Below are 20,758 nucleotides of genomic sequence, written 5' to 3'. Positions count from 1 at the left end.
AAAATGAGTTTGTACTGTGTTGATTAATTTTTAACCCATGTAGCGTCATCCCAAGTATCTGTTCTGAAGGATGACACAGGTAATAAACTAGTACTGAATAATGTGCCTTGTATCCAATTTTTCCAAGCATAACGCACCGCTACAGGGTTTTGTACGTTACTATTTTTTACGAAGATATATTTGCGATTTGTAATAACAGCTTCAGCTGGATAAAATATTTTGTCTTCTCCTGCAATTTCAAATCCTTTTAAGGTATCATAGGTAAATAGCCCTTGTTTAGCATGCTTAAATTTTAAAAGTAATCCACCATCTTTTGCTTCTTGAGTGTCAAATATAGGTGTGGTGTACTCAATACTTTTATAGCCATAAGTTTGGTTTAAAGCATTAAAAAGCAATCGGTTTGCAACTTCTTTTTTATGTGGCGGATGGATAAAATGCTCTGATCCAACATCCATAGTAATAGCAATACCAGAATTGGGTATTAAATTAACACAGTTAAGTTGAGATTCTCTCATAAATGCTGTGTTTTTATAAGTGTTAAAGCTTGTGTTTCCAGTATAGATATAAGGTGCAATTTGTACAAAGTAAAATGGAAAATCGCCAATATTCCATTGGTTACGCCAATCTTCTACCATAGCAGGAAACACCTTTTCGTAGTGCTTAGGTTCATTTCTATTAGATTCACCTTGATACCACAACGCGCCTTTTATGGTGTAATTGGTAATTGGGTTAATCATGGCGTTATACAATACTGTAGAAATACCTTGTGCGCCTTTAGATATATCTCGGTTATTAATGTCCACAGTTTCGTATTTAGAAAGCATATCATTACTTATCCAAGCTTGTACTTTACTACCACCCCACGAGGTGTGAATTAAACCAACTGGTACATCTAAAATTTCTTGTAATTGTTGTCCAAAAAAATAGGCTACGGCACTAAAATCTAAAACGCATTTTGGAGTTGCTTGTTGCCAACCTTTATAGTCTTTAACATCGTTTAATGGTAGTTTTGATGCTGTTTTTTCAACAGTAAATAATCTTAAATTAGGATTATTAGCTTTTGCAGCAGCCATAGGGCCATCAAAGGTTGGCTGCCCGTTATAACCCTTCATAGGTTGATACATATTGGATTGCCCAGAACATAGCCAAACTTCTCCAAAAATAATATTGTGAAGTTTAATATTAGAATTCTTGCTTTTTATTGTTATAGTTTGTGTCGTTTTGCTGCCAGTAGTTTGTGCGTTTACAGACCAATCGCCGTTAGCATTTGCTACTACTTTTAAATCATCACTAAGCCAACTTGTAGTAATGGTAATATGTTCGTTAGCATCTGCCCATCCCCAAAGTTTTATGGTTGTATTTCTTTGCAGTACCATATTTGAGGATACAATGGCGGGAAGTTTAACTTCAGCATGAATAAAAACAGTGAAAATACAACATACAAGAGTTGCTAATCTTGAAACCCTTAAGGTTTTATAATACATTATTTAAGGTGTTAAATTAGAGTCTTTCATAAGTTATGAAAGAAAACTCATGATCGTGGTCAGTATTTTTTTTATTAAATACATTTTTAGTTTCATTCCATAATGCGGTATTTAACTCTGGAAAAAAGGCATCGGCCTCAAAATCTTCATGAACCCGAGTCAGTTCAATTTTATCCACCAAATTAGCAGATAAAGCCTGTTTGTAAATTTGTCCGCCACCAATAATAAAAGGTTGTTTATCACTTTTTGCAGCATCAATAGCGTCATCTAATGAATGTACAATGATAACGCCATTAGGTGCTTTGTAATCTTTTTGTCTCGTAATTACTATGTGGGTTCTATTTGGTAAGGGCTTGGGGAAACTTTCAAATGTTTTACGTCCCATAATAATATGGTGTCCACTGGTTAGAGACTTAAAGCGTTTTAAGTCATCACTTAAATGCCAAATTAGTTTATTACCTAATCCAATTGCATTGTTTTCAGCAGCAGCTACAATAATAGTAATTTCATTACTTTTTGAAGTTTTATTTTCTTCAGGAGTATTCAGTTCTTTAAACACTTCGCTTTTTGCTTTAATTTCTTCTTCTTTTCTAAACCCATCTTTTAATTCGTCAATTCGCATTTGTTGTTTAGCTACCAATTTTTGAAGTTGTTTTTGCTCCCAAGCTTTACCCATAAATTTGTGAGTAACAAACACATTAAATAGATGATATAAGAATAGAAATAGCCAGATTAAAATAGCATAAACAAACCAATCAATACCAGCTACAGTAAAGTTTTTACCTATACCCAATACAGTATTAGCAGCAATAATAAGTATACATCCAAGTAAAAATATTACAAAATGCACATACAAACGCTTCTTTTGTTTAATGCGGTTTTGAGCATTTTCAATAAGTTCTAGTTGCTCTTTATCTATTTGTGGTTGTTGTTTTTTCTTTCCGAACATATGATAATTTAAAAAAGTAAAGTTAAAGTTTTTTAATCACATTCAAATGTATAATTCAAATTGAAAGATGAAAACATATAAGTATGGAAATGACTGAAAATCAATGTTAAACCTAAAAATTATATTGTTAATACTTTAATTATGCTCTTAATTTTTTTTCATACTATAAATTAACTAGAATACAAATTAGCAAATTGATAATTCTTATAAGATAAGTTTCTTAAAGATATGCATTAACATATTGTTTTATAAATTTGTATCATAATTAAACACTAATGTTATGGCAATTAAGAAACAATATTTAAAGAGTAAACCTATATGTAAAGTTACATTTTCAATTGAAGCACCAGATGCTAAAAAAGTTGTAGTAGTTGGTAGCTTTAACGATTGGAACGCTAAAAAAGCGCCATTAAAAAAATTAAAAAACGGTACGTTTAAAGCTACTGTTGATTTAGACAAAGACAGTTCTTACGAGTTTAAATATGTTGTAGATGGCGAGTTTGTTAACGATACTGCAGCTGATGCTTATGCATGGAATGATTTTGCAGGTGCAGAAAATAGTATAGTAACAGTTTAAATCTTACATTAAAATTATTACTTACACCTTCCTTTTAGAAGGTGTTTTTTTTGATTTGTATTTAGCTACACAAGTACTTTTTCTTATTATAATTAATAACGTTTTTGAAGCGGCAGAGTAATATTGTAAGTCTTTTAATTAGTTAACTGTTGGTTCGTATAGTATTTCAAAACCATCTTTTTTATTACATTTGATATTATGCAATAATAACATATGGAAGTATTAGGAATAGATATTGGAGGCTCGGGTATGAAAGGCGCATTAGTTAATTTAGAAACTGGCGAACTCACAACAGAACGTTACAGAATCTCCACACCAGCATCGCGAAAGCCAGAAGATATGGCAAACGTGTTTAAACAAATTGTAGAACACTTTAATTACAGTGGGCCAATAGGTTGTGGATTTCCTACCATCATCAAACATGGTGTGTGCAAATCTGTAAGTAATCTCAATAAAGCATGGATTAATGTAAATGCAGAACAACTCTTTTCAAAAGCATCTGGAAACCCTGTAACTGTAATTAATGATGCTGATGCTGCTGGATATGCGGTAATGCATTACGGTATTGGTAAAGATGAGCAAGGTTTAGTTATCATGATAACCGTTGGTACAGGTATTGGTAGTGGTGCGTTTTTTAACGGTAAACTCATTCCTAATTTTGAGTTAGGACAAATTCCCTATAAAAAATATAAAAAGATAGAACATTATACCGCCGATTCTATTCGTAAAAAAGAAGATTTAAGCTTTAAAGTATGGGGTAAACGCTTAAATACTTTTTTAGAATTAGTAGATACTATTGTTTGTCCTGATTTAATAATTCTTGGTGGTGGTGTATCAAAATATTACGACCAATACGAAAAACACATAAATATTGAGACTTCTGTAAAACCTGCCAAATTGGGTAATCATGCAGGTATTATAGGTGCTGCTGCGGCTGTTTTAGATAAAAATTCTACTAAAAATTAGGTTTTTTTATAGGAAACTTTTCCTTGATTTTATCTAAACTTAAATTATGAATACTGCCTACATGCGTGTGTTGTTTTGAGGTATCAGGAACGTAAGTGCCATCTTGTACTTGTCCGCCAATTTTTTGGTAGGCCTCTCTAAAACTTTGCCCTTCAACCACGAGTGTATTGATATTATCTACAGTGAATAAATATTTATACTTATCATCATGAATATCCACATTCTTCACTATAATTTGCTGAATAGAATAATTAAATATATCTAAGATGTCTTTTAATTCTTCAAAAGCAGCAATCATATTTTCTTTTAACAATTGAAAATCTCTATGATACCCGCTTGGTAAGTTGTTGGTGATTAAAACCATTTCAGTTTGTAATGCTTGAATCTTATTACACTTCCCGCGAATCAATTCGAATACATCAGGGTTTTTTTTGTGTGGCATAATACTACTGCCTGTTGTTAATTCATCTGGGAATGAAATAAATCCAAAATTCTGACTCATATACAAACATACATCCATAGCAAAACGCGATAACGTGTTGCATAAACTGCCTAAAGCTGCTGCTATGGTACGTTCGTTTTTTCCGCGTCCCATTTGTGCTGCCACTACGTTGTATTTTAAGGTTGTAAAATCCATTTCTTTGGTAGTCAATTCTCTATCAATTGGGAATGAACTTCCATAACCAGCCGCAGAACCCAACGGGTTTTGGTCTACCGTTTTAATGGCTGCATCTAATAAAAACACATCATCAATCATTAACTCTGCATACGCTGAAAACCATAAACCGAATGAGGATGGCATCGCCACTTGTAAGTGTGTATATCCTGGTAAAACTTTATTTTTATAGGTGTCGGCTAAACTTAAAAGCGTATCAAAAAGAGTTCTAGTTTTAGCTCTAATTATTCCTAAATTTTCTTTGTAGTATAAATGGCAAGCCACTAAAACCTGATCGTTTCTAGAACGTGCAGTATGTATTTTTTTTCCAACTTCACCTAAAGACTTCGTCAATTCAAACTCAATTTTAGAATGTACATCTTCAAACTGTGCGTCTATTACAAATGTACCAGCATCTATTTGAGATTCTAAATTTTTTAGTCCTCCCAATAAATCTACCAATTCTTCAACTGTAATAATACCAATTTTTTGCAGCATTTTTGCATGTGCTTTTGATGCTATTACATCATATTTCGCTATATGAATATCAATTTCTCTATCGTTTCCAACGGTGAAATTTTCTATTTTTTTATCTATTGATATACCTTTATCCCAAAGTTTCATTGTTAAAAATTGTTTATTTGTTTAATGGTTGATTTGTTTAAACGATTACTCGATTCAACAATTCAACATAAATCTTAATACCTTCTTCAATTTCATTCACATAAATAAACTCATTTGCTGAATGTGAACGCGTGCTATCTCCTGGTCCTAATTTTAAACTAGGGCAAGATAATGCGGCTTGGTCAGATAATGTTGGCGACCCGTAAGTATTTCTACCCATCGCTATACCTGCTTTTACCAAATCGTGTTCCACAGGAATGGATGAAGAGTTTAATCGTAAACTACGTGGTGTAATTTTAGTTACTGGTGCTTCTTCTTGTAAAATTTCTGCAATTTCTGCGTTGTTGTAAGCATCATTCACTCGCACATCAATCACTAAATCTACATGTCCTGGTACTACATTATGTTGCGAACCTGCATTTATTTGTGTTACCGATAACTTTACATCGCCTAAGGCTTCAGAGCCTTTTTCAAAAGTAAAATCTTTAAACCATTGTAATGCTTTAATACTATTATAAATGGCATTATTATTATTTGGATGAGCCGCATGACTTGGTGTGCCATCAATAACAGCATCAAAAACAACTAAGCCCTTTTCGGCTACCGCAAGATGCATTAATGTTGGTTCGCCTACGATAGCTACATCTATTTTAGGAATTATAGAAAGCATACTATTAAGTCCGTTTGGACCACTGTTTTCTTCTTCTGCTGAAGCGACAATAACTAAATTATATTTTAAATTTTCGTGATTATAATAATACGTAAACGTTGCTATTAAAGACACCAAACAACCGCCTGCATCATTACTTCCTAAACCAAATAACTTTCCGTCTTCAACAAAAGCCTTAAACGGATCGTTGGTATATGCTGAATTTGGCTTCACTGTATCATGATGAGAATTTAATAAAAGAGTTGGTTTCCCTTCTACAAAATATTTATTTACTGCCCAAACATTGTTTTTAGTACGTTTAAAATCAATATTATAACGTTTAAACCACGCTTCAATAAGTGCTGCTGTTTGCTCTTCTTCTGATGAAAAAGACTGTGTTTCAATTAGCGATTTTAATAATGCAATAGCCTCTTGTGTAAGTTGCTCTATCATAAATACAAGGTAGTAAACTTTTGATTTTTATTACTAATTACTGTGGGATTTCCAATATATACTCTTGATACCCCAGCCTCAATGGCGTTAAAACTGTTTTCTAATTTAGGTAACATACCATCGTGGAATATGCCTTGATGTTTTAATTGTTCGTAAGTGCCATAATCCATATATTCAATCACAGAATTTTCGTCTTCTACAGATTTTAAAACGCCATTTTTTTCAAAACAATAATACAATTCTACATGATATAATTTAGATAATCCGACAGCCAATTCTGAAGCAATCGTATCTGCGTTTGTATTAAATAATTGTCCGCTACCATCATGTGTAATCGCACAAAATACGGGTGTAAAATTAGCTTCAATTAGTTTATTTATCGATTTTTGATTCACTTTTTTTACATCACCTACAAATCCATAGTCAATTTCTTTTACAGGTCGTTTTATAGAACGAATACTATTTATATCTGCACCTGTTAAGCCAATAGCATCAACATGTAATCCTTGAAGTTTTGCCACAATATTTTTGTTGACCAAACCGCCGTATACCATAGTAATAACCTCTAAAGTTTCTGCATCTGTGATACGACGACCGTTAATCATATTAGATGTGATACCTAATTTTGAAGCTACATGTGTTGCACGTTTACCACCACCATGCACTAAAATTTTTTTGCCCTCTAGTTTTGAGAAATGGGTTAAAAAAGAGTTGAGAGCCTCTGTGTCTTCAATAACATTTCCACCTATTTTTACTATGGATAATTTTTCCATTTTTTAGCTATTAGACGTTAACTTTTAATTATTAGCAAATGGCCAATAGTAAAAGCTAAACACCAATTATAAATCTTCTAATATTTTCTTTAGTACCAATTGTGCTGCGTAGGTTCTATTATTTGCTTGTTGTATCACGATGGAATTGTCACTATCCAAAACAGCATCTTCCACCACTACATTGCGTCTAACAGGTAAACAGTGCATAAATTTTGCGTCGCCAATTTTGTTTTTGGTAATCATCCATTTAGAATCTGTATTTATCACTTTACCATAATCGTTATAAGAACTCCAATTTTTGGTGTAGATAAAATCTGCATCTTTAAACGCTTCTTCTTGATTGTGGTAAATTTTTGTGTTTCCTGTAATTTTTGGATTTAAATCATAGCCTTCTGGGTTTGCAATTACAAACTCCACATCCATGTTTTGCATGGCTTGTGTAAAGCTATTTGCTACAGCATGAGGTAAGACTTTTATATGTGGAGCCCAACTTAAAACCACTTTTGGTCTAGGTTTGATTTTAAATTCTGAAATTGTCAACGCATCGGTTAATCCTTGCAATGGATGCCCTGTAGCACTCTCCATATTGACTATTGGTACCGAAGCATAATTTTTAAACGCTTGTAATACCTGCTCGCTTTCATCTTTGGCTTTGTCCGTTAAGGTAGGAAACGCTCGAACTGCAATAATATCACAATACTGAGATACTACAGCCGCAGCTTCTTTAATGTGTTCTGCAGTCGATCCGTTCATTACCGTGCCATCTTCAAACTCTAAACCCCAAGCATCACCAGATACGTTCATCACAATAGGATTCATTCCTAAGTTCAATGCCGCTTTTTGTGTGCTTAAGCGGGTACGCAAACTAGAATTGAAAAAAAGTAATCCCAAGGTTTTATTTTGTCCTAAGTGATTGTAATTTAAAGGGTTTCTCTTTAAAGACTGTGCTTCTTTAATCCAAATATCAATATTATCTATATCGTTTATGGAAGTGTAATGTTTCATATTTAATTACTTTTTAAACACCAACAAGGTTAAAACACCTGTGCAGGAGATCAATCTATTTTTAATTCCATCTGCTGATGAATAATACCTGTTTTCTTTGATGGGTATTTCTGCCCTATAACTATAAAACCAAATTTTTCGTAAAACGAAATAGCCGTTTCTCTAGCTCCAAGTTTTATTGCAGTTACTTTATGTTTATTACTCTTTTCAATTAAAGCCTTTAAAATTTCTCTCCCAATTCCTTTATTTTGAAAATTCTCTTTTATTGCCATTTGGGAAATAGTGCCGACTTTATTTTCAATATTTAATCGTCCCGTGCCAACAACTTCATCTAAATTCAAACATACTAGATGTATCCCTTTTGCTTCAAACTCATCATGTATTAGAGCTGAACTATTCTTTATTTTATCAAAAAAAAGTTTCGTTCTAATGGCTACTGCTTCTCGGTAAAACGAACTTTCAATATTGATAAATTCTAATTTCAAAATTATTAATTTAAGCTTACAAGATTAAAAAAACCTTTTATTTTATTTTATTTTAGTAAACGGCACCGTGTCTTCCATAGCATTTACTATAAAATTATCTTCTAAACCATTTACAATCCATGTTTCTACATCAGCATTTTTAGCTACTGAAGCAGCTTCAATCTTACTTTGCATGCCACCACTACCATGTGATGATTTGGAGTTTACTACTTCTTGTTTTAATTCCTGAAAATCACTAACCGTTTTAATGGTTTCTGGTGTGCCATTTTCTATTGAGGATTTGGTGTAAATGCCATTGGTATTTGTCGCTATTATAAACAAATCAACATCTAACAACGATGCCGTTAACGCACCTAATTTGTCATTATCACCAAATTTAATCTCATCGGTAGCCACCGTATCATTTTCATTAATAATCGGGATGTAATTGTTATTTACCAATACATTAATGGTATTTGTAATATTGACTCTACTTTCCTTTTTTTCAAAATCGGAATACGACAATAAGCATTGCGAACTCAACAAACCATATTCTCTAAAAATCTCTTGATAAATACGAATTAAATGCGGCTGACCGATAGACGCTAAGGCTTGTTTTACAAAAACCTCTCCTTGTTTGCTTTCTAATTTTACAAATTGCTTAGCCACTGCAATTGCACCCGAACTCACGATAATAAATTCGCAGGTATCTTGAAGTTTAGCAATTTGATTCGCTATATCTTCAATCTTTCCTCTGGAAATATTATCGGTTTCCTTAGTTAAGGTGTTCGATCCAACTTTTAATAATATGCGCTTTTTCTTCTGCATGCTTATCGTATTTGTCCATTGCCATGAACATACCATTTATTGGTTACTAAATGCTGCAAGCCAATTGGCCCGCGTTGGTGCAATTTATCTGTACTAATGGCTAATTCTCCACCTAAGCCTAATTGTCCACCATCTGTAAATCTAGTTGATGCATTATGGTATACTGCTGCGGTGTCTACATTTTCCATAAAGGTTTTGGCTTCGGCTTCGTTACATGTTATAATAGAAGAGGAATGTCCACCAGAAAATTTATTAATCATAGCAATCGTTTCTTGATTTGATGCTATTTCGCCAATTAAAATTTTGTAATCTAGAAACTCTTCATACCAAATATCATCAGAAGTAATACCATCAAGATGATGTGCTTTTGAAATAGTTTCATCCCCTAAAACTTCAATTTTTGAATCTTTTAATTTTGAAATCAAACGTTCTACAAATTCCGTTTTATTTGGAAGATTTTCATCAATCAAAACTTTGTCCACCGCATTACACGCCGAAATTTTAGACTTCCCATTCATAATCACATCTAACGCAATATCAACATCAGCCTCATTATGTACATACACAAAATTATTACCACGACCACTTATAATAACAGGGCACGTAGCATGTTGCTTTACAAAAGCGATTAAACGCTCACCTCCACGAGGCACAATTAAATCCACGCGCTGTGTGGGTTGTTCTAAAAAGGTTTGTGTTTCGGTTCTATTGAATTGCAAGTATTCCACCCAATCGGTTGATGCATCATCTTCTTGTAAAGCCTGATGCCATAATTCCACAATTTTTAAATTAGAACGCAACGACTCTTTTCCACCTTTCAATAAGATTTTATTTCCTGATTTAAATGCAATTCCAGCAGCTTCCACGGTTACATCTGGTCTAGATTCATAAATAATCAATACCGTTCCAAACGATGCTGTTTTGTTATACACTTGCATCCCATTATCGTGCTTAAAACTAAAACGCTCTACACCAACAGGATCCTCTTGAGATGCCAAGTGTGTTACCGATTTAATCATTTCATCAACTTTAGCATCGTCAACCTTCAAACGGTCAAACATCGAAATATCATCGCCAGTATAGCTGTCTAAATCTACTTTATTAATGTCGATTATCGCTTGTCGTTCCTGCTCTAAAAGCACTGCCATTTTTAGTAAAACAGCGTTTCTTTTTTTTATAGATAGTAATGTGTTCATTCTTTTCAGTATTCAAACTCAGTATTGGTTTACATTAAAAACTAATACTTATTTTTTTAATTTAAGCTGATACGTTCATTTCTTTCAAAGCCTTTTCCAAAGCTTCAAAAAACGTATCAATATGTTGTTTTTCAATATTTAACGGTGGCAAAATTCGTAATACTTTTTTATTAGCTGCGCCACCTGTAAATATGTGATGTTTATAGATTAAATCTTTGCGAAGATCACCCACTTCAAAATCGAATTCTAAACCAAGCATTAACCCTCGTCCTTTAATATGTTTTACAGCAGTAATAGTTTTCGCTTTAGCTATAAAATACTCTGATATAACATTTGCATTTTCGATTAAATTTTCTTCCTCAATCGTATTTAAAACTGCTAAACCAGCAGCACATGCTAGATGATTACCACCAAATGTTGTTCCCAACATTCCATATTTAGACTCAATATCTGGGTGAATTAAAACACCACCAATAGGAAAGCCATTACCCATACCTTTAGCTATTGAAATAATGTCTGGCGTGACATTATAATGTTGGAACGCAAAGAATTTACCAGAACGTCCGTAGCCAGATTGTACCTCATCTGCAATAAACATCGTGTTATTTAATTTACACAAGGCAAACACTTGCTCAAAGAAATCTTTAGACCCTTGATCTAATCCGCCAACCCCTTGTATAAACTCTACAATTACAGCACAGACATCACCTTTTTCTAATTCTGCTTTTACGCCAACAACATCATTTAATTCTAAAAATGTTACTTTTTGCTGTGCATTTATGGGTGCTATAACATTAGGATTATCGGTCGCAGCAACTGCTGCCGATGTACGTCCATGAAAGCCATTTTTAAAAGCCACCACACGAGATTTTCCTGTTTTAAAAGAGGCTAATTTTAAAGCATTTTCATTAGCTTCAGCACCAGAATTACATAAAAATAATTCGTAACCGTTACAGCTCGATAAGGCTTCAATTTTATCAGCTAATTGTTTTTGTAATGGGTTCTGTATCGCGTTGGAATAAAACCCAAGTTCTGCAACCTGCTTAGTTACCGCGTCCACATAATTAGGATGCGCGTGCCCAATAGAAATCACAGCATGCCCACCGTAAAGGTCTAAATATTCAGTACCTTTATCATCGTAAACATGAATGCCTTTTCCCGAAACTGGGGTTACATTGTATAATGGATAAACGTCAAATAATGGCATTGTTAACTCTTTTTAATTTGATTAATTTTTTCAAACGAAGCTGTAATTCCTTGAATTAATGCAGAACTCAATCCTTGATGCTCCATTTCATTTAAACCTTCAATAGTACAACCACTTGGTGTGGTTACCCTATCAATTTCTGCCTCTGGGTGTCTTCCAGATTCTTTTAATAAACTTGCCGCACCATAACAGGTTTGTAATGCTAGTTGATGCGCTTCTTCCGCCTCAAAGCCTAATTGAATCGCACCTTGGGTGGTAGCACGCACCAAGCGCATCCAAAACGCAATACCACTAGCACAAATTACCGTTGCCGCCTGTATTTGCTCCTCTGGAATCACCATGGTAGTTCCTAGCTGGTTAAAAATGCTTTTCGCCAATTCTAGCTTTAATTGCCCCACGGCATTTGCCGACAAACAAGTCATCGATTTACCAATCGAAATCGCGGTATTAGGCATTACACGAATAATATGCTTATCATCACCAATAATACTTTCAATTTTAGAAATTGAAAACCCAGCAGCGACAGACATGATGACGTGATCTTCTCTAATTAAAGATTTCACATCTTGCAAAACACCCTCTATATGACGTGGCTGTAACGCAAAAATTACAACATCACTTTGTTCTACAGCCGTTGTGTTGCTATTGGTAATCGTTACGTAAGCTTCATCCACAAATTCATTGACTTGCGATGTGTTTTTATCGCTCAAGTATAACGATGTAAACGACTTATTTTTGATTAGTCCCTTCGCAATCGAACTCCCTAAATTACCTGTTCCAATTATTGCTATTTTCATGTCTAAATACTTTTTTTATTCTTTATTATGGCGCCTGCCTACCTGCGGTATCGCAGGCAGGTTACCCACAAGGGGTCGGGCTTTACGTTCCAAGTCCTCGCACCTCCTGCGTCGGGCTGTGGGCTTTCCTCTGCAATCCCTAACGCGCCACTCAAACGAGGCCTCCTCTAACTCCTCCGAAGGAGGAGAACACCACTCTTACTTATATTTTATTCTCCAGACCTCACAGGTTTTTAAAACCTGTGAGGTCTTAAAATTCAAACAACTCTCCGCAATCCATTCCTCACCTTTGGGGAGGCTAGGTGGGGCTTCGGGAAGGTGGGGATTAAAAATACGTCCCCTTCAATCCTAATCCAGTCGTCTCTTCTAATCCAAACATTAAATTCATGTTCTGTACTGCTTGTCCAGAAGCCCCTTTTAGCAAATTATCAATCGTACTTGTAATTAATAATTTGCCATTATGCTTATGTAAATGTACCAAACACTTGTTGGTGTTTACCACTTGTTTCATGTGTAAAAAATCGTCTGATACAAACGTAAATTTTGCGTCTTTATAAAATGATTTATAAATGGCTTTAGCATCCTCAACAGAGCCTTCAAAATCGGTATAAATCGTCGCAAAAATACCTCTTGAAAAATTACCTCTATTTGGCATAAAAATAATTTCAGAAGAAAAATCATTTTGCAATTGATTCACCGACTGATTTATCTCTCCCAAATGCTGATGTGTAAACGGTTTATAATACGAAAAGTTATTATCGCGCCACGTATAATGTGTTGTTGCAGATAATGATGTTCCTGCGCCTGTGGCACCAGTAACCGCATTAACATGCACATCTTTATTAATCAAACCAGCATCCGCCAAAGGCAATAATCCCAATTGAATAGCCGTGGCAAAACAACCTGGATTAGCAATATATTTAGCATTTACAATAGCATTTTTATTCAATTCTGGCAGACCATAAACAAAAGTTTTACCTTCAAAAACCTTATCAGCCTCTAGTCTAAAATCATTTCCTAAATCAATAATTTTCGTGTTTTCAGAAAACGTGTTAGCTGACAAGAATTTTACAGAATTACCATGCCCTAAACATAAAAATAACACATCAATATTAGGATTCACTGTATCTGTAAACTTCAAATCTAAAGACCCAACTAAATCTTGGTGTACTTTACTAATTTTATTCCCAGCATTACTTGTACTAAACACAAAATCAATATCAACTTCAGGATGATTAATTAATAACCTAATTAATTCTCCTGCGGTATAGCCTGCACCTCCTATGATTCCTACTTTTAAACTCTTCATTTTTTTACGTTTAATTGTTGAATCGTTTAAACAACTCAACGAACTAGCAAATCAACCTTATTTATTAACTTGCTGATATATTTTATTCTGATTTCCTAAAATCTTAATAAAACCTTTAGCATCATCTGCTGTCCAAGCTTTATTTTCTTCACCATACGTACTAAACTCACTCGACATCAAATCGTGTTTAGATACAATTCCATCTAAAGAAAAATGATACGGCTTTAAAGTGACAGTAACATCACCCGATACCATCTTTTGCGAACTTTGTAAAAACGCTTCTATATCTCGCATTACAGGATCTAAATATTGCCCTTCATGTAAATGCATACCGTAAAAACTAGATAAATATTCTTTATGTTGTAATTGCCATTTTGTAAGCGTATGCTTTTCTAATAAATGATGTGCTTTTACGGTAATTAAAGCAGCCGCAGCCTCAAAACCAACGCGCCCTTTTGTGCCAACTATAGTATCACCTACGTGAATATCTCTACCAATGGCGTAAGCCGAAGCGATATCATTTAATGTCTCAATATTAATTTCAGGCGTATTTTTTGCGCCATTTAGTGCTACAAATTCACCATTTTCAAACGTCAACGTTACTTTTTTTTCATCGTCTTTTTCTAATTGAGACGGATACGCTTCACTTGGTAATGGTTTTTCAGATTTTAAAGTTTCAACACCGCCAACACTAGTACCCCAAAGGCCTTTGTTTACAGAGTATTTAGATTTTTCCCAAGGCATATCAATACCTTCAGATTTTAAATAATCAATTTCCTCCTGTCGTGTTAATTTTTGGTCTCTAATTGGTGTAATAATTTTGATACCAGGTGCTAAGGTTTGAAAAATCATATCAAAACGTACTTGGTCGTTACCAGCACCCGTGCTGCCATGTGCAATATATTCCGCATCAATACTTTTAGCATATTCTATAATTTCAATAGCTTGTATAATACGTTCTGCACTAACAGAAAGTGGGTATGTAGCATTTTTTAATACATTTCCAAAAATTAAATACTTCACTACTTTTTGGTAAAATGTAGCTACAGCATCAATATTTTTATAGGTAGTAACACCCATTTTATAGGCATTACTTTCAATATATTTAATCTCTTCAGCAGTAAAACCTCCTGTATTTACGCTTACAGCATGTACATCATATTCTTTAGATAAACTTACCGCACAATACGAAGTATCTAATCCGCCACTATATGCTATGACTAACTTTTTCATGAATCTATTTAAATTTTATTTTTAAGAATCTTATTAAATTGATTAATTTTTGACTCGAAATAAGGATTAACGTAATATTTATATTTGTATTCGTCTCTTAATTTTCCTAGTTTTTCTAGGGTTTCAATTAAAACGGGAGATAAATCTTTTAGCGTAATAAATCGCATACCTAATAATTCATTATTATGATGTACTGTAGCATCTTGGGCTATTGAAATTAAAAACTCTTTAGAGAATTTTTTGGTTAAGCAATCCATCAAAAGCAGGCCCAAATTATTATTTCTGTATTGCTTGTGCACCCATAAAGAAGAACGTTCATAAACCGAATGTTTTTCTATAGTATGCCTATGCGCAAAAATATGTCCGTAAATGACACCATCTTTAATAATGAGAAAACATCCGTTTTTAAGACGGTCCAGTAACATACCAACACTTGCATGATACATAGCTGGTAAGTTTTTGGTGCGTTCTGAGATCATCTGCAACTCTGTTTTAGGAATCTCATTGGTAAACACAACCTCTAATCCTTTAGTTTTACAAAAGGCCTTAGCGTTATCTACTACCGTATTTTTTTCAATGTCCAATATTGAATTCATTTTTCAATTATTGCTAAATCAAATTATAGCAAATAGGTTTAGAAAGCTTTTTAGCTTTTAAAATTTATACTCTAAAAAAAAACGAAACTTAGAAAGCGAACTGCTTTCATAAAAAGATACACCCCACTAGGGGCGATTTTGAGGAAAACGTACAACAACTGCATCAGTATTTACTACTAAAGCATAAGAGATAAAAGATATGTTGTTTCCTGTTTCCACTGAATAACCACCTTAACTATTAACTCTAAATCGTCGGCGTGAGCCCCTTTCGTTAATATAAGTGGCAAAATTACAACTTATTATGAATTACACAACTATAAAAACAAATATCTTATGCTTTATAGTTGTGATATTATCAACTATATGCCTAAGATACCTTTCAAAAAATCGGTGTCAATATCACCTCCAGCAAAATCATCAAAACTTCGTGTTGCCGCTTCAATAACATGTTTTTGAATAAATGGAGCGCCTTCTCTAGCGCCTTGTTCAGAAGATTTTATACAACATTCCCATTCCATCACAGCCCATAAATCTAATCCATATTTAGTGAGTTTTGAAAATATGCCGCTAAAATCTACCTGTCCGTCACCTAAACTTCTAAAACGTCCTGCGCGATCTTTCCAATCGGCATACCCGCCATAAACACCTTGTTTTCCCGTTGGATTAAACTCCGCATCCTTCACATGAAATGCCTTAATACGCTCATGATAAATATCTATAAATGACAAATAATCTAATTGCTGCAACACAAAATGACTAGGATCGTATAACAAATTAGCACGCGAATGATTTCCTGAAGCCTCTAAAAAACGCTCATAAGAAATGCCGTCGTGCAAATCCTCTCCTGGATGAATTTCATAACACACATCCACACCCTGCTCATCAAAATGATTTAAAATTGGCAACCAGCGTTTAGCCAATTCTTTAAAGCCCATTTCCACCAATCCAGCAGGACGTTGCGGCCAAGGATACACCGTATGCCACATCAAAGCTCCCGAAAATGTGGCGTGCGATTTTAAACCTAATCGTTTACTTACTGTTCCCGCTTTTTTTACAAAATCTATTGCCCATTCTGTTCTAGCTTTCGGGTTGTCTCTTACCGCTTCTGGTGCAAAACCGTCAAACATAGTATCATACGCTGGATTTACAGCTACTAATTGTCCTTGTAAATGCGTAGACAATTCAGTGATTTCTAAGCCATACGAGTTCACTTTTCCTTTAAGCTCATCACAATAGGTCTCGCTGTTAGCAGCGGTTTCAATATCAATTAACCCCGTTTCCCATGTGGGTATTTGTATCCCTTTATAGCCCAAGTCTGCTGCCCATTTACACATACCATCTAAACTATTAAATGGTGCTTCACTTCCTGCAAATTGTGCTAAAAACACTGCTGGTCCTTTTATTGTTTTCATAATCCCCTTCCGACCTCCCCAAAGGGAAGGCGTTTTTTAAATTAACATTTATGTTTTAGTAACCTTTTAGATTCTATTTTTCTATGACCTCACAGGTTTTTAAAACCTGTGAGGTCTACATCTAGATTTCAATTATATCTTTTTCCAAGCAGCATTGTTCTTATCACTCTCCACAGCTGCGTAAATAAATTTCATACCTCTAATACCATCATCAATTGTTGGGTAATCTGGTTTTTCAATAGATTTCCCTTCATTAACCGAATTTAAATGCGTTGCAAAATTCTTGTAAATCGTTGCAAAGGCCTCCAAATACCCTTCTGGGTGTCCTGCAGGAATTCTGGAAACTTCCAAAGCCTCATCATGCAAACCATTGCCGTTTGGTGTGTATACTTTTTTAGTTTCTTCCAACCAACGTGTAATCAGTTCATTCGGGTTTTCTTGATGCCACTCTAAACTTCCTTTGGTACCATAAACTTTAATTCCTAAATTATTTTCTTCACCTAAAGCAATTTGCGAAATAGAAATTGTGCCTTTCGCTCCGTTTTCCATTCTAATCAGCATATTACCATCATCATCCAAAATTCGTCCTTCGCCAAATCGTCCTAAATCCGCAGCAATCTCTTCAATCTTTAAACCAGTAATAAATTCAATTAAATTCTCTGCATGCGTTCCAATATCACCTAAAGCACCGCCAATTCCAGAACGTTTAGGATCAACTCTCCATGCGGCTTGTTTTTGTTCCGTCTTTTCTAAAGAGGTTGATAACCAACCTTGTAAATATTGCGCTTGAATTTTTCTAATCGTTCCTAATTCGCCTTTAGCCACCATCGCTTTGGCTTGCTTCACCATGGAATTTCCAGTGTAATTATGAGTAAGAGCAAATAACTTTCCACTCTTTTCAACAACATCTTGCAATGCCTCAGCTTCCTCTAAAGTTAAGGTTACAGGTTTATCACATACCACATGAAACCCATGCTCTAAAGCCATTTTAGCTGGTGGAAAATGCATGTGATTTGGCGTAACTATTGCCACAAAATCCATTCTCTCGTTTTCTGGCAATGTTGCTTCAGTCTTTATCATGTCTTCAAAAGTACCGTAACATCTGCTTTTATCTAAATGCAATGCCAATCCTGAGGCAATCGATTTTTCAGCAGTACTACTAAACGCACCACAAACCAATTCTATCATCCCATCAATAGCTGCGGCTTTCCTGTGTACATCTCCAATAAAAGAGCCAGCACCTCCGCCAACCATTCCCATTCTTAATTTTCTGCTCATATTCTATTTAAGCTTCTATTTTAGTATTTCGTTTTTTCATGTAAAGGTGCAATCCTAAAAATGCGACAATCAATATTGCTGGTAATATAGACATCGTTCTTAGTGCTTCTGAGGCACTAGCATTATCCATAAGATTTCCCATTATTGGCAGTACAAGAGATACCGAAAACATACCTGCACCTCCCATTATAGACAAGCCTAACGCACCAGTTTCTGGTAAATATTCGGCCACAAAACCAAGCATTGTTGGCCAAAAGAACGTAACACCTATGGCAAAAACTGCCGCTGCCACAAAGGTCATTCCTCCACTGGTAATGGTTAATAACCATAAGCCAATAAAGGTAAAAATTGCAGAATACAACAACATTCCCGACGGACTTAATTTATGCACCACTTGTCCTGCAAACAAACGTCCTAATGCCATAATACCGTTTATAAATGCCAATACCAACAATGGTGCAGCAACCGATTCTTTTAATAAAGACTCTATACGCTGCGTTGTTCCTAATTCCGAGGCGGCAGTTAAAAACATACACGCCACCATAAATAAAAACAAGGGTTTTAATACGCTAGAGAACATTTTTTTGTTACTGATACCCATTTGCACGCGTTCGGTTACTGGCATGTTTTGTCCTAAAAACAAAATGCCATAGATTACTAATGGAATAAATAATGTACCCACCATAACTTGCCAACTTAAATCCATAACATCCATAACTAACCAGCCTACAAGAGCGCCAATTACAATACCACCTGGAAACCACACGTGAAATCTATTCAGCATTTTTGTTTTTTCTTCTGGATACATAGATGCTACCATAGGGTTTAATGCCGCCTCTACAAAACCGTTACCAATACCAATAAATAAGGTTGCAATAAATAGAGAGGTCATGGAATCTGCCAAAAGCGTTAAAACTATACCAATGGCGTGCGTGATAAACGCCATCCACGTTATTTTTTTTATTCCTAATAAATCAACCAATGGACCACCAATAATCATAGCAATAGTAAAACCAAAAAAGGCAGGTGCAAAAGCGTAGCCTATTTGTTCTAATGTAAGCCCAACGCCTTCTGGCCCGAAAACAGTTTCTAAACGCGCACGAATAGCGAAGGTCATCGCTGTTGTTATTAAAGCTAAACAACTGGCGAGAAAAAGTCTATTTTTATTAATAGTTTCCATTTAAAATTATTTAGTTTGTTTAGTTGAAATGTTTTAACAATAACTCTTTTGCAGCTAAAATACCTTTTCTTTCAGCTAACACTTTACCTTCGTATTCAACACTGATATAACCTTTATAACCAGAGGCTTTTATAAGCGACATCATATGGGCAAAATCAATAGTGGTTTCATTTCCTGCATCATCAAAATCGTAACATTTAGCACTTATAGCTTTTGCAAGCGGTAACATGATTTTTATGCCTTCATATTTATCTGGGTATTCCTCTAAACAATCTCCCCAATTCTCTCCTTTTGCTCGTTTAATACACCAATTTCCAAAATCTGGCAACGTGCCACAATTGTCCATATTTACAGTTTTAATGGCGTCTACAAGTTTTGGTGCATCAGACGATAACCATCCGTGATTTTCGCATAATACATTGATATTTTTTGTAGCTGCATACGTTGCTAATTTTTTTAAGCCATCCACGACTGCTTCTTTCCAAAGTTCAGGATCATTAGTACCAAACGTATTTACACGTATGGCATGTGCTCCTAATTTTTGCGCTGCATCAACCCATTTTTTATGGTTTTCAACAGCTAAATTTCTTTTTTCTAAATCTGGATCTGCTAAATCACCTTCATGATCTACCATAATTAATACATTTTCAACGCCAACGGATTCACTCAAAATTTTCAATGAATCTATAACCCTATCAAAACCTAATTTTTCAACTTCTTTTGTGTATAATTGACTAACGTATTCTACACCTTCAAAACCCATGTCTTTAGCAGATTGCGCAAAAAGAAATGGACTTATTCCTTGTTCTCTTACTTCTCTATTTAATGACCATTGCGCTAATGACAACTTAAAGGCAGAGGTTTCTTTTTTTATCTCTACTACGCTATCCTGTTGTTCATCTAACTGCCGTTTTTTGTTTCCGCATGAAAACAGTATTAAAATAAAACTAACCGATAGTATACACTTTGGAAAACTATTTTTTGATATTTTTAAATCCATTTGTTGTTTTTTGTGAATGAAAGATATAAAATCTTAATCTTAAAACGAGTTAAACCTTCAAACTATGTAAATTAATTAATTTTTAAATAAACAAGAATTAAATTATTAATTTCTCTTATTTTA

Annotated in this window: 20 protein-coding genes; 2 read left to right on the top strand and 18 right to left on the bottom strand. The window is 34.5% G+C overall.

Annotation, left to right across the window (positions count from 1 at the left end; genetic code table 11):
- Window positions 1–23: 23 nt before the first annotated feature.
- Both ACKGJY_RS05030 and ACKGJY_RS05025 read right to left on the bottom strand, forming a co-directional pair.
- Complete coding sequence (locus ACKGJY_RS05030) at window positions 24–1,484, bottom strand: sialate O-acetylesterase (protein WP_413972764.1); 1,461 nt, start codon at window positions 1,482–1,484, stop codon at window positions 24–26.
- A gap of 16 nt (window positions 1,485–1,500) precedes the next feature.
- On the bottom strand, window positions 1,501–2,433 hold the full coding sequence (locus tag ACKGJY_RS05025; protein ID WP_413972763.1) for a dihydrofolate reductase: 933 nt from the start codon (window positions 2,431–2,433) through the stop codon (window positions 1,501–1,503).
- A 280-nt stretch (window positions 2,434–2,713) separates the two neighbouring features.
- Between ACKGJY_RS05025 and ACKGJY_RS05020 the strand changes: the two genes are divergently transcribed.
- Window positions 2,714–3,010, top strand: coding sequence for an isoamylase early set domain-containing protein (locus ACKGJY_RS05020; protein WP_413972762.1), 297 nt, complete (start codon window positions 2,714–2,716; stop codon window positions 3,008–3,010).
- Between the two features lie 213 nt (window positions 3,011–3,223).
- Window positions 3,224–3,976, top strand: coding sequence for a polyphosphate--glucose phosphotransferase (gene ppgK, locus ACKGJY_RS05015; RefSeq protein ID WP_413972761.1), 753 nt, complete (start codon window positions 3,224–3,226; stop codon window positions 3,974–3,976).
- Here ppgK and argH read toward each other — a convergent pair.
- The 16 genes from argH to ACKGJY_RS04935 form a co-directional block, all read right to left on the bottom strand.
- Window positions 3,966–5,255, bottom strand: a complete 1,290-nt coding sequence (argH, locus tag ACKGJY_RS05010) for an argininosuccinate lyase (protein ID WP_413972760.1) — start codon at window positions 5,253–5,255, stop codon at window positions 3,966–3,968. The two genes, ppgK and argH, sit on opposite strands and share 11 nt — an antisense overlap.
- 37 nt (window positions 5,256–5,292) lie before the next feature.
- Window positions 5,293–6,357, bottom strand: a complete 1,065-nt coding sequence (locus tag ACKGJY_RS05005) for a M20 family metallo-hydrolase (protein WP_413972759.1) — start codon at window positions 6,355–6,357, stop codon at window positions 5,293–5,295.
- A complete protein-coding gene (argB, locus tag ACKGJY_RS05000) occupies window positions 6,354–7,130 on the bottom strand; it encodes an acetylglutamate kinase (RefSeq protein ID WP_413972758.1) in 777 nt (258 codons plus the stop codon). The genes ACKGJY_RS05005 and argB overlap by 4 nt, the downstream gene beginning before the upstream one ends.
- A gap of 66 nt (window positions 7,131–7,196) precedes the next feature.
- On the bottom strand, window positions 7,197–8,135 hold the full coding sequence (locus tag ACKGJY_RS04995) for an N-acetylornithine carbamoyltransferase (RefSeq protein ID WP_413972757.1): 939 nt from the start codon (window positions 8,133–8,135) through the stop codon (window positions 7,197–7,199).
- Between the two features lie 50 nt (window positions 8,136–8,185).
- A complete protein-coding gene (locus ACKGJY_RS04990; protein WP_413972756.1) occupies window positions 8,186–8,620 on the bottom strand; it encodes a GNAT family N-acetyltransferase in 435 nt (144 codons plus the stop codon).
- Window positions 8,621–8,662: 42 nt separating this feature from the next.
- Window positions 8,663–9,427 carry a glutamate 5-kinase gene (gene proB / locus ACKGJY_RS04985; protein ID WP_413972755.1) on the bottom strand — a complete coding sequence of 255 codons (765 nt, stop codon included), beginning with the start codon at window positions 9,425–9,427 and terminating at the stop codon, window positions 8,663–8,665.
- 2 nt (window positions 9,428–9,429) lie between these two features.
- Window positions 9,430–10,623 carry a glutamate-5-semialdehyde dehydrogenase gene (locus tag ACKGJY_RS04980; RefSeq protein ID WP_413972754.1) on the bottom strand — a complete coding sequence of 398 codons (1,194 nt, stop codon included), beginning with the start codon at window positions 10,621–10,623 and terminating at the stop codon, window positions 9,430–9,432.
- Window positions 10,624–10,684: 61 nt separating this feature from the next.
- The gene (locus tag ACKGJY_RS04975) at window positions 10,685–11,830 is read right to left on the bottom strand and encodes an aspartate aminotransferase family protein (RefSeq protein ID WP_413972753.1); all 1,146 of its coding nucleotides are present in this window, start codon (window positions 11,828–11,830) and stop codon (window positions 10,685–10,687) included.
- Between the two features lie 2 nt (window positions 11,831–11,832).
- On the bottom strand, window positions 11,833–12,627 hold the full coding sequence (gene proC, locus ACKGJY_RS04970; protein ID WP_413972752.1) for a pyrroline-5-carboxylate reductase: 795 nt from the start codon (window positions 12,625–12,627) through the stop codon (window positions 11,833–11,835).
- 325 nt (window positions 12,628–12,952) lie between these two features.
- Window positions 12,953–13,936 carry an N-acetyl-gamma-glutamyl-phosphate reductase gene (gene argC / locus ACKGJY_RS04965; protein WP_413972751.1) on the bottom strand — a complete coding sequence of 328 codons (984 nt, stop codon included), beginning with the start codon at window positions 13,934–13,936 and terminating at the stop codon, window positions 12,953–12,955.
- 57 nt (window positions 13,937–13,993) lie between these two features.
- Window positions 13,994–15,169, bottom strand: a complete 1,176-nt coding sequence (locus ACKGJY_RS04960; protein ID WP_413972750.1) for an argininosuccinate synthase — start codon at window positions 15,167–15,169, stop codon at window positions 13,994–13,996.
- Between the two features lie 8 nt (window positions 15,170–15,177).
- Window positions 15,178–15,765: a GNAT family N-acetyltransferase gene (locus ACKGJY_RS04955; RefSeq protein WP_413972749.1), complete on the bottom strand. Its 588-nt coding sequence runs from the start codon at window positions 15,763–15,765 to the stop codon at window positions 15,178–15,180.
- A gap of 359 nt (window positions 15,766–16,124) precedes the next feature.
- Window positions 16,125–17,177, bottom strand: a complete 1,053-nt coding sequence (locus tag ACKGJY_RS04950) for a sugar phosphate isomerase/epimerase family protein (RefSeq protein WP_413972748.1) — start codon at window positions 17,175–17,177, stop codon at window positions 16,125–16,127.
- Between the two features lie 132 nt (window positions 17,178–17,309).
- Window positions 17,310–18,455 carry a Gfo/Idh/MocA family protein gene (locus ACKGJY_RS04945; RefSeq protein WP_413972747.1) on the bottom strand — a complete coding sequence of 382 codons (1,146 nt, stop codon included), beginning with the start codon at window positions 18,453–18,455 and terminating at the stop codon, window positions 17,310–17,312.
- Window positions 18,456–18,462: 7 nt separating this feature from the next.
- A complete protein-coding gene (locus ACKGJY_RS04940; RefSeq protein ID WP_413972746.1) occupies window positions 18,463–19,635 on the bottom strand; it encodes an MFS transporter in 1,173 nt (390 codons plus the stop codon).
- A gap of 19 nt (window positions 19,636–19,654) precedes the next feature.
- Window positions 19,655–20,635, bottom strand: a complete 981-nt coding sequence (locus ACKGJY_RS04935) for a sugar phosphate isomerase/epimerase family protein (RefSeq protein WP_413972745.1) — start codon at window positions 20,633–20,635, stop codon at window positions 19,655–19,657.
- Window positions 20,636–20,758: the final 123 nt, after the last annotated feature.

It is taken from the genome of Hyunsoonleella sp. 2307UL5-6, assembly GCF_047345485.1.
In the GTDB taxonomy this organism is placed as follows: Bacteria; Bacteroidota; Bacteroidia; order Flavobacteriales; family Flavobacteriaceae; genus Jejuia.
The sequence above is the reverse complement of the archived record's forward strand: the minus strand, read 5'-3'. Positions and strand labels throughout refer to the sequence as shown.